General features: G+C 39.0%; 11 protein-coding genes. 1 reads left to right on the top strand and 10 read right to left on the bottom strand.

What is annotated here, in order from left to right; all coding sequences use genetic code 11:
* Positions 1 to 189 precede the first annotated feature (189 nt).
* The 10 genes from HMJ38_RS19990 to HMJ38_RS19945 all read right to left on the bottom strand — a co-directional run bounded on the left by HMJ38_RS19990 (position 190) and on the right by HMJ38_RS19945 (position 12,153).
* Positions 190 to 924: a hypothetical protein gene (locus HMJ38_RS19990; protein WP_194976207.1), complete on the bottom strand. Its 735-nt coding sequence runs from the start codon at positions 922 to 924 to the stop codon at positions 190 to 192.
* A 173-nt stretch (positions 925 to 1,097) separates the two neighbouring features.
* Positions 1,098 to 2,939 carry a serine/threonine-protein kinase gene (locus HMJ38_RS19985; RefSeq protein ID WP_194976206.1) on the bottom strand — a complete coding sequence of 614 codons (1,842 nt, stop codon included), beginning with the start codon at positions 2,937 to 2,939 and terminating at the stop codon, positions 1,098 to 1,100.
* Positions 2,940 to 3,096: 157 nt separating this feature from the next.
* Positions 3,097 to 4,422, bottom strand: a complete 1,326-nt coding sequence (locus HMJ38_RS19980) for a tetratricopeptide repeat protein (RefSeq protein ID WP_194976205.1) — start codon at positions 4,420 to 4,422, stop codon at positions 3,097 to 3,099.
* Positions 4,423 to 4,589: 167 nt separating this feature from the next.
* Positions 4,590 to 5,168 (bottom strand): hypothetical protein, encoded by a 579-nt coding sequence (locus HMJ38_RS19975; protein WP_194976204.1) that lies wholly within the window; start codon positions 5,166 to 5,168, stop codon positions 4,590 to 4,592.
* Between the two features lie 157 nt (positions 5,169 to 5,325).
* A complete protein-coding gene (locus HMJ38_RS19970; protein WP_194976203.1) occupies positions 5,326 to 5,829 on the bottom strand; it encodes a hypothetical protein in 504 nt (167 codons plus the stop codon).
* A 169-nt stretch (positions 5,830 to 5,998) separates the two neighbouring features.
* Entirely contained in the window at positions 5,999 to 6,922 is a 924-nt protein-coding gene (locus tag HMJ38_RS19965) for a hypothetical protein (protein ID WP_194976202.1), read from the bottom strand.
* A gap of 88 nt (positions 6,923 to 7,010) precedes the next feature.
* A complete protein-coding gene (xerA, locus tag HMJ38_RS19960) occupies positions 7,011 to 8,126 on the bottom strand; it encodes a site-specific tyrosine recombinase/integron integrase (RefSeq protein WP_194976201.1) in 1,116 nt (371 codons plus the stop codon).
* Positions 8,127 to 8,607: 481 nt separating this feature from the next.
* Entirely contained in the window at positions 8,608 to 9,525 is a 918-nt protein-coding gene (locus HMJ38_RS19955) for a hydroxypyruvate isomerase family protein (RefSeq protein ID WP_194976216.1), read from the bottom strand.
* Positions 9,526 to 9,527: 2 nt separating this feature from the next.
* Complete coding sequence (locus tag HMJ38_RS19950) at positions 9,528 to 10,847, bottom strand: Gfo/Idh/MocA family protein (RefSeq protein WP_194976200.1); 1,320 nt, start codon at positions 10,845 to 10,847, stop codon at positions 9,528 to 9,530.
* A 313-nt stretch (positions 10,848 to 11,160) separates the two neighbouring features.
* Positions 11,161 to 12,153, bottom strand: a complete 993-nt coding sequence (locus HMJ38_RS19945) for a formylglycine-generating enzyme family protein (RefSeq protein WP_194976199.1) — start codon at positions 12,151 to 12,153, stop codon at positions 11,161 to 11,163.
* A 522-nt stretch (positions 12,154 to 12,675) separates the two neighbouring features.
* Here HMJ38_RS19945 and HMJ38_RS19940 point away from each other — a divergent pair.
* On the top strand, positions 12,676 to 13,956 hold the full coding sequence (locus HMJ38_RS19940; protein ID WP_194976198.1) for a cystathionine gamma-synthase family protein: 1,281 nt from the start codon (positions 12,676 to 12,678) through the stop codon (positions 13,954 to 13,956).
* Positions 13,957 to 14,041 lie beyond the last annotated feature (85 nt).

Here is a 14,041-nt window from a genome sequence, read left to right as displayed (position 1 = left end):
AAAGTGTGAAATTACTTCTCATCGCAAGGCCGGGTTTTTAGACAGTCTGACGTTTGGCAGCTACCCGAAGGTGGCGATTTCGAAGCACTTCACTGTCAGCCAAGCACAAACTTTGATAGAAGCACAAAGCTTGATTTAACCACTGAACCGCCACTTTTGGGTAGGTGCTGTTATAAGCCGTTTTTATTGTCATGGCATCAAAAATATGTCAATAAGTAATTGGTTTTCTTGTCGCCATCGCAACCAACCTGTCAATGGATTTTTGCATTTGTCAATGTAATTGTGACAAGGTTCACCTTCATATGAATTATTTTCGTCATTGTAGAAGCAATCATATCTCACTTTAATCCAATCACCTTTAATTTCCATTGGGCAAAACAACTCGTGTCCTTTAGGAATTGCCAATGAGTCTGCGTTGTATTCAGGTTTAATTCTTAATGTGTAGTTTTTTGAAATTACTCCATTATCGTTTGTAAGCCGTCTTACTCCGAAAGATTGAGATATGTATTCGTCCCAAGTTTTGAAGTCATATTTCTTTGTCTTAGGTAAATATTTAATATCGGAAAAGTTCACTAAAACCTTATATGCTTTTTCACTTTTTGCAATACACACAAAATGCATTATCCCGTAGTCAGGCTTGAAAAATTTTGAGCATATATTTATTTTACTTTCATCTTCATACATGTCCCAACTCGCGATTTTTTCGCTCAGCAAACTGTCATTATAAATTTCAAATTTTGGTGGTGGAATGATTAAACCAATACCTAGACTTGATACTTGATTGTCATAACTGCAATTGTTGTCTTGGTCGATTTGTTTGTTAATAGGTTGTGTTGAAAAAGTGTCAGCGGAGGAATTGTCAATGGTATCAATTTTACTTTCAATGTTGTTGCTTCTCTGTCCGCACGAAAAGAAAATCGTCAAAATGAATATGGTTAAAAATTGTCTTATCATGGTCGTCTTAAAATGGCTTATAACGGTTTCGGGCTTGGCGAAGGTGGCGAATTTCACCACAAATGTTGATGCGGAGAACCAAACTTTGATTAACCACAAATGTGTCTGCGGAGCACTGAACCGCCACTTTTGCCAAACCCGTGTTATAGGGCGTTTTTCTTTGTGTCATTGATTTTCTGTTCTATAAATATTAGGTCTTTGTCGCTGTCAGATGCTCCTTTTTGTTTTTTAATTTGTCTTGTTTTCTGGTAGCAGTTTAAAGCTTTATTGAAAAGTTTTTCTTTTGAATAAATGTCGCCAAGAGTTAGCCACAAATAATCTGTCATTGGAAATTTGGTTAGAATGTCCAAAAGATATTTCTCTGCTTCGGTAAATCTTCCTGATTGATGTAAATACTGTGCTTTCATAGACATTCCTTGTGCAGGATTGATTTCTTCCGAAATTAATTTGTCAGAATAGAATATCGCCTTGTCCACGTTACCAATGAAAAAATGTGATTTGGAAATACTTACCAAAGCCATCGCATCTTTTGAATTGGAATTTAAAACAATCTCAAAACTTTTTATCGCTTCATCAAACCTATGAATTTGAAAGTTACACATTGCATAATTGAAATGTTCATTAGCTGTTAGTGTCGAATAAGTGATAAGCTGTTTGTATATGTCAGCAGAAAATTCAAAAAGTTGATTTTGCACAAAAACAGGAAGTAGGTTTTTAGAATTTATATGCACACTTTTTTTCTGTGGAGTTAACTCAAAACATTTTAGAAGACATTGTGATGCTTCGCTAACATCTCCTGTTTCTACTAATGCGTTAGCAAGGTTCATTAATGCTCCGCTGTTTTCAGGGTCGATTTCAACTGCTCGAAGCAAACAAGTTTTAGCATCTGCATTGTTGTCAAGTTCCAAGTAAATTGCACCTAAATTGTTTAATGCTGTCGAACTATACTGATACAAGTAAACAGCTTTCTTAGTTGCTTCTAAAGCATCTTGAAGATTACCTAACTCATATTCTAATCGTCCCTTTTGAGACCAAGCCGAATAATGGTCAGGTTGATGACTTAAATATTGGTCAATTGCTCTAAGTGCTTCTTTGTTTTCCCCAATTGCAGACAAAGAACGAGAGAGAATGTATAATTCTTCTAACTTATCATCTCTTGAAATAATTTGCTTTGGTATTTCAATGCCTTCGCTTTTCGCAACTTTATCCAAGTCCTTGAATAGTTCCTGAAATTGCTGGTATCGTTTAGAAAGGTCTTTTTCAAGACACTTTTTACAAATTTCAAAAAGTGGATGATTTATTTTCTTAACGGGTTCGCTTAAATGAACTTGTCTTATGTCAGGACTTGACATTACATAAGGATAAGCACCTTTTGTGATTAGCTGATACAATACAATTCCGAAACTATAAATGTCGCTTCTGTGGTCAATGCTGTCGGGGCGAAAAATTTGTTCTGGTGAGTAATACATAGGAGTTCCACCACCGACTTTCTCATCATTCAAGTAAGATTTTGAAAGTCCAAAGTCAGTTATCTTTAGATTTAAATCCTTATCAATAAGAATATTGTCGGGTTTGATGTCCGAATGGGCTATCATTCCCTTTCCAAGACAATGGTTCATTCCATAGGAAAATTGCACAGCCCACTTAATAATTAAATGAAGTGGTAAATTTTTTCCAATGTAATTTGTTAGTCTGTTTTCTCCGTTTTCATTGCCTTCAACAAATTCTGCTGCAACGAATATTTTTCCGTCAAATTTTTCCGCAAAAAGTGTCTTGACGATATTTTGATGCACACCAAAAGAAGTCCAGTTTTTCGCTTCGGTAAAGAATAGTTCTTCAAGATGTGGTTTAATGTCTTGGTAGCTTTTTAAAACAAAAGGAAATCCGATGCCTTGTTTCTCAACAAGAAATACGTGTCCCATTGCACCACCAAATTGTTGCAATACTTTATATTCTCCACCTATGTATTTTGTCGTTTCTGTCATTGTTGGTGTGTCGTCTTAAAATGCCCTATAACGGTTTGGCGCTTGGCGCAGTGGCGGATTTCGGAGCACAAAACTGTCAATACACCACAAAAGTTGATGCGAGGTAGTATGTTCAATTAACCACGTCACCCGCCATTGAGCCAAACGCCTGTTATGGTTAGTTTTTCTTGATTTCATTCATACTTTCGATTGCTTCGGGTTCTCCTTTCTCAACTGCTTTCTTCAAAAATTCAAGTCCTTTTTCTGTCTCTCCGTTCTTCATTAAAAAGTCTGCATAGTGATACTCTAAAAGGTCAACTGAGTTTGTTATAGATTCAAATGACTTTTTGAAATAATCTTCTGCTTTATTCAATTCTCCTTTGGCTTGATAATAAAGGGCATAATTTCTATTAGTATAAGCTATGTCGTTGTTTTCTGTCTTCAATGCTTTTTCTAGAAACTCTTTTCCTTCATCCAATTTACCTAGTTGAATTAGGGCATAACCTAAATTGTCGTTCGCATATCCATAGTCCGGCATTATATTGATTGAACTTTTGAAGTAAGAAACAGATTGTTCATAATTTTTGAGCCTGATACTGTAATAGCCTAAGTTGTTGTAAACATCTGCTTTCATTACATCATCATTGGTCAGGAATAGTATTTTTTGGAGATTGGCAATTGCTTCTTCAAAGTCGTTCTTTAAATACAAGTCATAAGCCGTTTTAAACAATTCATTAGATTCGAGTTCTTGCTTATCATAAAGTTCACTTGGGTTGTCGTTTAAGTATTTTATTGCTTTTCCAAATTGGCTTTTCAAATCACTTGGCAAATCATCTTTCCATTTCGGTGTGTCTTGCTCGATTAATTTTGAATATGTTGCAAGGGCAAATGCCATTATTTCATTTGGTATTTCTGAAATGTAATTCCATTTGGTTTCCCAAAATCCATCATCAACTCTACCTGTGTCTTTTAGGTTTTGAGAAAGTAAAACTCCAAAACCAAAATATATTCCTGCCAAGTATATAAACAAGTCTGTGTCATCACCTGTGTCGTATTGGAGTTTATTGTCTGTAAGTTTGATTCTGATAAATTCATAAACCAAACTATGAATCAGTCTTTTGGGGTGTTTATGAAGGCTGTTCGCTATATAGATTCTATATTTACCGTCTTCAATTTCTAAATCTGTTTCAAATGGTTTTCCTTCGATTTCGTAGGGCATACCATAAGAATCTCTAATGTCGTTAACGACTTCAAAAGATATCTTCTCTTCTTGAATTTGAAGTAGTGAACACAAGTCTTTAATGATATTTTCAATTGAAACTTTGTCGCTTTTAAAGGTCTTTGGAAAATAGTTTTCTGAAAGAAGGATTTGTTCACTTTCTCGGTAAGGGTATCCAAAAATTTTGATTAACCATCTAAAATTATCTTCAACCCACAGTTGGTCAGGCTCGGTTATCCGAAACGTGTCATTTTCCTTATTTTTAAAGAAGTCGAATAGCTTCATTGTGTCGTTTTAAAATTAACCATAACGTTTTGCGCATATGGCTTGTGGCGGCTTCTGAAGCGAAATTCTTTCTTTCAAAGTTAATCTCCATTAGAAGTCAGATCTCGAATTTACGATAATCCCGCCATAAGCTATATGCGCTGTTAGCACACGTAATTCTTTGTTCGTCAGTCAAGTATTCTTTCATAATTCAGCTTATTTTCAGTCTTTGAAATAGAAATTCTGTCCCAAGTCGGGGTATAACCTTGCTTATTTGGTTTATAGTATTCATAAATGTAATTCGATCCATCTTGATAGTTTGCTGTGAATGAAGTGTCTTTGTCGCTATATCTGATTTTTCCTGAACGCAAGTCGAACATATCCTGAACTTCGTCTTCATAATTGTCGGCTGACTTTATTTGGTCAATTAGTCTTTCTTTATCAGCAGGGGAAATAGTTAATCTGAATTGGTGGAAATAGTCCATAAATCCACCTGATTCGTTGGAAAGAATTTTAAAATCGTCTATGAGTTCTACGTTGTGTTCTTTCAGCTTTTCTATAGCATCTGATTTGAAGAAGAATTGGTCTTCAAAAACGGTTGCCACTATTAAAGTCAAAAGTCCTACTGTCAATATTCCCGAAAGCCAAAGTCCTAATTTTCTTTTTCCAAGTCTTTTTGGCAACCAATAAGCAAGGTAAATAAGTCCGACTATAATCGAAATGAAAAGTAAAATTGAAAGTCCCCAAAAAATCACGAATGAGTCCATTTTATTTTGTCGGTGTCGTCTTTTATTATGTGTGCTAACGTTTGGCAGCTAAGAAACGTGGGGCTTTTGAAACCCGTATTTGTCGGCCGTGAAAATGTTTGAACCAAAGTACAAAATGCCTCGCTACCTGATTGCGCCCCATGTTTCTTAGGTGCTGTTATGCGGTCGGCTTTTTATTCTTTCTTGATTTTCTTTGTTCGTAGTCTTCCAATAGTCTGTTCAATTTTTCAATTCTATCATTTTCCGCTGGTTCATTTTGGCAAAGTTGGTCAACCATGATATTAATGTCGTGAAATTGGTTCTCTGAGGCTATTTTTCCTTTCTCAATTATTTTGTCAACTCGTTGAAAGTAGGAATGGAAAATGTCAATGTCATACTTGGTTTTGTGTTGCAAGTACTTGTTGAATTTCAAATCTCCTGTTTCTACTTGGTTTTCTGTTAAGTCTCGGAACCATTGTTTTAATCTGGTCAGTCTTCTTTTTTCAAAGTGTTCTTCAGTTTGTTTTCTAAGACTTTTGTAATGTTCAACGGAGTCAAAGTCTGCAGTTTTAATATGGATTTCCTTGTTGTCGATGAAGTAGTCAATGGTTGCTAAAACCAAGTCCCGGTACTTTTGAAGTTCTACTTGCTTTTGGTCTCTATCGAATTCGCTATCTGCCATTCGTGATCATGTCTTTTTCAGCTGCCGCATAACGGTATCGGCTATGCGTAGTGCGGGATTTCAAGGCACTTCACTTTCCGTTTAGCAGTTAGTTTATTAAATGTAATAACTTTCATATCAGCACTTTCACCCGCATTACGTATAGCCATTGTTGTAGCCAGTTTTTTATTTATGTATGTTGAATTATAAAGCACATTATTTTGCTTTCGGGTTCAAAAAATATATATAAGTCTCCGTCTCCCCAAAAGTTCATATTTTCAAAATATTGTTTATACCATTCTTCTTTCGGTTGAACGTTTGTTCGTTTTGTTTTTATATCAACTCCGTCATAAGTTAGTTGACAAAGTAATTTCATTGTTTTCTTTGTCTTTGGGCAAGAAGGAATGTCAGGATATTGAATCCAATTAGGAACTGCCGTATGTCCAATTCCGCCAAAGTCAGTTTCTTTTTCTGTTGTTATGTATACTTTTTCATAAACTATTTCGGAATCTGGTTTTAAATCGTCATAAGAATTGTCCGTTTTTTTTAATTCCTCAATATTTAACACTTTAGGACTTAAAGGGTCTGAATAATCTATAAATAGCTTGTCAAAATTTAAATAAATTGGTGCTGCAATATGCAAATCGAACGGAAGCCAATTAAAAGCTTCTTCAGATTTTGAGAATTTCCCTAAATATTGAAATGGCGCATTAAATTCAAATTTTGGAATATTGAATTCTGCTGGAATTTCCCCACCTAAATAGCTTTCAGATTTGGATACTTGATTAAGACTATAAATTTGATTTGGTTTCAATTTTTGAAATTCAAACCCGATTTCACTTTCTTTTAATTCTCTTTCAGATTTAAAGCCTTCATCATTATTGTAAGCTTTTACGAGCTTTCCGTTTTTGAAAACAAGGTCAATTGAACTCCAAATATTGTTTGCAGTTTCTTTATCTATTACTTGCGTTTCGAGAAATTTTTGGCATTGTTCATCACCGTTAAATTCAGCTTCCCAACCTGCCAAATAAATATGTTCTTCTTCTTTCTGTCCAAAACAAGAGGTAAATAATCCCATAAAAGTCAATAATATAATTTTGGTTAGTGTTTTCATTTCTCAAATTGGCTACAACTTACTTATCTGTCTGGAAATTCCAGACCAATTTATTAAATATTGTGAGATTTGTCTGGTTTTTACTTACCTATATATCCAAATCTTCCAAGGGGCTTCGGATCTGTTGTAAAGATTTCTGGCTTACATGGGTATAGACCTCTGTAGTCCTACTGCTATCATGACCTAAGAGTTCTTGAATATATCTCAGGTCGGTCCCTCTTTCCAGCAAATGGGTCGCATATGAATGCCTTAACCAATGAGGGGTTACAGGTTTTTTGATTCCTGCTTTTTCGACTGCATTCTTCAATACTTCTGCAAGGCTTTTTTCACTGTATCTACCTCCCTTTTGTCCTTCAAATATATATTCTTTAGGTTTATAGGCCTTGTAATACGATTCAAGGAACTTAATTAAAGATCCCGGCAGAGGCACGACTCTATCTTTTTTTCTTTTGGCGTTTTTCACAAGTAAAAGACCTCTTTGTCTTTGGATATGCTCGAATTTTAATGCCAATACTTCACCTCTCCTCAATCCGCAGGCATAAAGAAACATCAACATTGTTCGATGCTTTAGATTGGTTGGCGCATTTAAAATCCTGCCAACCTCTTCCTTGCTCAGCACGTTCGGCAAAGCCTTTTCCCTCTTGGGTCTGTAAATGATATCAGGATCGATTTTTATTCCTTTTCTATTCGCAAAAAACAATTTGACAGCATTGACGAATTGGTTCTGATAAGAACTTGAATATTCCTTTGCGATGATATATTCCGTATTGAATTTTTCCAGATCTGAGCTTTCAACTTCTGCTATAGGCTTATTTTCCAAAAACCGGAAAAATACCGATAATGCATCCCGGTAAGTTTTGATGCTGCTTTCACTGTATCTTTTGTTCCGCATCCATTGCTCAAATTTTATTATTTCCTCACCAATCCCAGAATCAAGGGGACTCAGATCATTCTTGATTTTTTCAACTGGTATTGCCACTTTCTTAAATTGGGAATAATCCAACCAAACCTTTCCCTTAAAAAACTCCAGGAGTTCACTTAGCTTATTGTCCGAGTAGGGGACGTACCATACTTTGAGTTCTTTTTTCCAATCCATCCCGGGAAATGTCTTGACCAATTCCTTTAGCTCAAAGTCATATGTAAATTCCAGAAAAATCATCTGGGATTTACCAATAGTACCATTTTTGATAAAAATCTTCTTCATAAAAAATCGTTTAAAAACGTAACTAAGATAATAAAAAAGTCCTAAAACCAAAAGCTTTCGTTCATCCCCCTTCGGCCATAAAACTGTCTCGTTCGCCCATGTCAGTGTCTCCACTCACATCCTTGAGGTTTTACCACTTCAATAGGTTTGTTAGGATTAGAAAAGTCAGAATAGAAGTGTTTCCAATTGAACCTCGCATTCCCTTCAAGCATGGACCAGACTTCTTCCGCCCCGGAGGACAAGACCTTTCGTCGAAGTGACAAGGGAAGGCTTTTTTCATTTCTTGAAGATTTTTTGCAACCAAATCCTTCTCCCCAATTCTCAATCTACCACGATCTCAACATCTGTTTCCCATTTCCCTGTCACCTCTCCCCATGAGATTGCCACGTCGCACGAAGGGTTATTCTAAATACTAAGAGAAATTGAAGCGCTCCTCGCAATGACGCCGAAATCTAAATTCTAAAATCTAAAATCTAAAATCCTACCTAAACCCATCCGCCTTCCTATAAGCCGCAATCAACGCCGTTTCCCCTTCTTTGCCAGGCATGGCATTGCCGTGTTCCATGCCGCAGATGCCTTTGAAGCCTTTGGCATCGATATGTTTGAATACATTCAGGTAATTGATCTCGCCTGTGCCGGGTTCTTTTCTGCCGGGATTGTCACCGATCTGTATATAGGCGATTTCATCCCAAGCCAGGTCCATCATGGCAATCAGGTTGCCTTCATTGCGCTGCATGTGGTAGAAGTCATAGAGGATTTTGCAGGCAGGGCTGTCCACAGCTTTGCAGATGGCATAGCTTTGGTCCGAAAATCTCAGGAAGAGGTCGGGATTGTCACTGAGTGGTTCCAGCACCATCGCCAGTCCATGGGGTTCGAATACTTCTGCCCCACGTTTAAGGGCTTCAATCACATGGCCTGTCTGAATGCCGATAGGTAATTTCCTTTCGAAATAACCCGGCACCACTGTGGCCCATTTGGCATTGACCCTTTTGGCGGCCTCCACGGATTTCTTGCAGGTAGCCACGAAATTGTCGATAAACTCCTGCTTGCCTGTTGTGAGAGATACTTTCCAATTGTCACCCCCATCCACAACAAAAACGCCCATGCGCATGCCAAGCTGTTCCAAGGTTCTGCCGATCAGATTTTGATCTTCTACCGGTCTGCCCAAGAGGCCATTGTCTTCCAAGGAACGGAAACCCTGATCAGCCATAAATTTCAGCTGATCTACCAATCCATCTCCCCCATGGTTTTTGAACATGCCGAAATGAGGCGCATAGTCCAGGTTGAATGGTTGCCCTGCTCTTGATTCATTGGCATAAGCAGCCAAACTACCACCGCCAACCAATGAGGCAGCGGCACCTCCAAGGCTCAGGTTTTTGATGAAATTTCTTCTTTGCATGTTCATATCACTTTGGTTTTTCCGGGTATGGCAAATGGATAATAGCCGTCAGCATTGGGAAGGACTTTTGGCATGGCATCCCAAGCCAGTTTGTCCGGCATCAGATTCACATTGGAATTCAAAGCCTCGTCCCAGGTCACTACTTTGCCTGAGTAGGTGGCGTATCTGCCCATGATGGCCGTCATGGTGCTTTTTGCCGCATTTTCGGCATCGGCAAACTTATACTCCCCAGCTACTATGGCCGCAAAAAGCTCATTGTGTTCTACCTGATAAGGATTGGGGTTGTTGTCTCTCTCGTGGGTATAAAGAGCATTTCCTTTATAGTCTGTCAGGTTGCCATGGTTACCGGCACTGAGGAAGACTTTTCCTTTTGTCCCTTGAAATGATTCGTCTACCCTATTGGCTGCTCCGGGAAAATGTCGGCATTCACTGAAAATCACCGTACCGTCGGCATAGGTAAAGGTGATGGAATGGTGGTCGAAAATCTCCCCATGTTCTTTGCCGGTACGGACCTGCCTGCCACCTGTACCATAGGCTTGAACAGGATAGGAGTTTTTGACCCAGTTGGCCACGTCTATGTTGTGGACATGTTGTTCATTGATATGGTCGCCGCATAGCCAGTTGAAATAATACCAATTGCGCATCTGATATTCCATTTCAGTCTGCCCTTCCTGTCGTGGGTTGACCCATACACCGCCATCATTCCAATAGACCTGCCCGCCCACAATATCTCCTATGGCACCGTCATGAATGCGTTTGATGGTTTCTCTGTAATTGTCCTGATAGTGTCTTTGGAGACCGACCACAACGTTGAGCTTTTTCTTTTTGGCTTCCTCAGCAGCAGCAAGTACCCTTCGGATTCCTATGGCGTCAATGGCTACAGGCTTTTCCATAAAAACTTGTTTCCCCTGCTTGACTGCCTCTTCAAAATGGTCAGGTCTGAATCCGGGAGGGGAAGCTAAAATCAACACATCTGCCAGTTTGATAGCTTCCTTGTAACCTTCGAAGCCTACAAACTTCCTTTCTTCGGGGACGTCGACTTTGTCACTGCCATATTTGTCCATGATGGGTGTATAGCTTTTGTCTATCCTGTCCCTGAAGGCATCTGCCATGGCCACAAGCTTGATATTATAGCCGGTTTCGAATGCCTGGAAAACAGCACCCGTTCCTCTACCGCCACAGCCAATAACGGCCAATTTGATTTCATCTGTGCCGGCTGCATAGGCTCCGGGAATGGAGAAAGGCTGTATCATCATCCCTCCGGCGAGTATCGCGGAAGTTTTGAGAAAATCCCTTCTTGGTTTTTGATTTTGGTTATTCATGAGTTTATTGTTTTTTTGAAGATGTGAGATTTGAGACACAAGACGCAAGACATAAGAAAGCTAAGCCTGGGAGATGTTGGATGACGGATGTCCGATGACCCCTGCATTCTGAAATTCAATGTTGTTTGTAATTTTGAATGAATTTAAATCTTTCCTTTTTATATTTTGGTTTTGCATTACATGTTGATTCTTTAAAGTCAATTATATTTTTGAAAATCCATAGACTTACCACCAAATAGTCATCAAACCCCAAGTGAAGGCTAAATATAGAATCATGCCAACATCTGTCTTCCGTCTTCCGTCTTCTGTCTTTTCAATAATCCGCTATCGGTGCCCTATCATAATAGGCTTTAATTTCAGATTCGCTGGGTGGGTTTAAGGGCCTCACCACCCGCAATCCCAAGAAAGGAGCTTCCGGAAACCACCATTGACTTTTGGGAATCTGCGGATCTATCCTTTTCCAGTCTGCTTTGGAATAGAACCTTTTGGAACTTCTGAGATCTGAAGCAGGACTTTTGTAATTTCCCCCTCGGATAGTGCCGGGATAGAGTTTTTGAATGGGTATTTTAGGATCTTTTTGAATAGCATCTGTCCTGCTGTGGTAGGTATTGGATACGTATTGGTCGGAAGTCCATTCCATGACGTTGCCCAAAATATCATAAAGTCCCCAAGGATTTGGTTTTTTGAGTCCGATGGGGTGGGTTTCCCCCTCACTGTTTTTTTCAAACCAGGCAAAATCCAACAGCAGGGTTTCATCATTTCCAAAGAAATATTTGCTGTCCGAACCGGCTTTTGCGGCATATTCCCATTCCGCCTCGGTAGGAAGTCTATAGAACACACCTGTTTTCAGGTATAGCCATTTGCAGAATTGAATGGCCCCATATTGGGTCATGCCGATGGCGGGTTTGTTTTCCTTGCCCATCCCAAAAGTCATATCCAAGTAAGGAATACTTGGCCGGCTTAGCCCGTCCACAATATCGGGCAGCGGTTTTTCAGAAATGGCTTCTTCGTAATTTTTGTCCAGAAACATCTCGAAGATATCCCAGGTGATTTCATGTGTTCCCATCCAAAAAGGGGAGATTTCCACCTGATGCACAGGTCTTTCATCTTCTTCTCCACCTGAATTGCCCATCATGAATTTACCGCCCGGAATAGGGGTCATGCCAAAACTTTGCGGAGAATCGGGGATTTTCTGGGTGTAGGGCTCAAACACATCCTGAGGAAGAAATATCCAAGAACCTACTAACAATAAAAATCCGCATACAAGCGAAAAAGCAAACCAGTATTTTAGATTAGGTGAAGTCATTTTAGGGTTATTTGAAAGAGAAAAAGAAAAATACTCCAAATCCCTGAAATATAAAAAGCTTTATTATAAATGTGGGTAGGAGGTTTAGTGGTAAGTCAGTTCCCAAATTGAAAAAAGTACTACGTACAATCCGCCACGGCGGACAAGATGTACCAAGTACCATCCGCGGCTTTGTACAAGAAGTATCTAATATAAAGGAAATGACATTAAAAACTTACTGTCTACCGCCCCTACTTTCTACACTCCACCTTCTGCACACTAGGACCTGCCACTGCCTACTGAAACCTGCCTACTGCATATCCTGACAGCAGATGAGGAAGGTTCGCTATTTTTGAGAAGTCCGGTAGCTTGGAAAAGGGGTATATCCAAATTATAATTCTTTTTTTATTATTTTACCAATTTAAATTTTATAAATAAAGAATATTCATAAAGCCATACTTTAATTAGCAAAATATTATTTTACATCATCTATTGACAACATCCGATAATTTATTGTCATTTGTGGAAATAAACCCAAATACAATGCAAGATAGATATTTTCAGCCTGAGAGTCTGATGATGACCCATGGCTACAAACCTGAATTATCAGAGGGGGCAATCAAATGTCCCATTTTCCAGACCAGTACTTTTGTTTTCAACAATGCGGAGGAGGGAAAGGCCTTTTTTCAGGTTGCCTATGGCAAAAGAGAAAAGAAGCCGAATGAAGAACTGGGCTTGATTTACAGCAGGTTGAACAATCCCGATCTGCAGATATTGGAGGAAAGATTATGTCTATGGGATAAGGCAGAGGAATGTGCGGTCTTTGAGAGCGGCATGTCGGCCATCTCTACGGTAATGTTGGAATTTTTGAGACCGGGTGATGTGATGTTGTATAGCATGCCTGTCTATGGTGGCACGGATCATTTTATCAACAAGGTGCTTCCCGAATATGGGATCATCGGCATTGGCTTTACAAGTGATCAGTCTACTGAAGAAATCCTTCAGTTGGTCCATGACAAAGAAGCCTCCGAAAAAGTTAAGCTAGTCTATGTAGAAACCCCGGCTAATCCCACGAATGCACTTTTTGACCTGTCGGTATGTAGAGAAGTGGCTGATCGTCTTTCTTCTGAAACAAAAGAAGTGGTCCTTTGTGTGGACAATACCTATATGGGGCCCCTTTGGCAACATCCATTAGCGCATGGTGTAGATTTGATTGTCTATAGCGCAACCAAGTATATAGGAGGTCACTCTGACCTGATTGCAGGTGCGGTATTGGGCAAATCCAAGTACATGAAAAGGGTGAGAACTTTAAGGACTTTTTTGGGCAATATGGCCGGTCCTTGGACAGGTTGGCTGCTGATGAGAAGTCTTGAAACATTGAAAGTAAGGATGACACAACAAGCAACCAATGCTTTGGAAGTAGCTGATTTCCTTAAAAGCCACCCAAAGGTTGAGAAAGTATATTTTCTAGGCCATTTGGAACCGGGAGATCCTCAATATGAAATATTCAAAAAGCAGCATACCTCAGCAGGTGCTATGTTATCCTTTGATATCAAAGGAGGGGAGGAAGAGGCATTTTTGTTTTTGAACCACCTCAAATTGATAAAATTGGCTGTTTCTCTCGGAAGTACCGAATCCCTTGCCGAACATCCCGCTACCATGACCCATTCGGATGTCTCGGATGGGGACAGGTTAAGACTTGGCATCAGCGAAAAATTGGTAAGGCTTTCCATTGGGGTGGAACATTTTACAGATATTATTTGGGATATCTCACAGGCCCTCGAAAAAGTAAGTGTAGTAGAAAAAGAGGTTATGTTAAAATAAGCAATCCTTCAAGGAACCATATAAATATAAAAAGCCGGAAGACCCTTTGCCAAACCTGATTTATTGGCTTTTACAGTCTTTCGGC

Source organism: Aquiflexum lacus (genome assembly GCF_015476655.1).
Lineage (GTDB): Bacteria > Bacteroidota > Bacteroidia > Cytophagales > Cyclobacteriaceae > Aquiflexum > Aquiflexum lacus.
The sequence above is the reverse complement of the archived record's forward strand: the minus strand, read 5'-3'. Positions and strand labels throughout refer to the sequence as shown.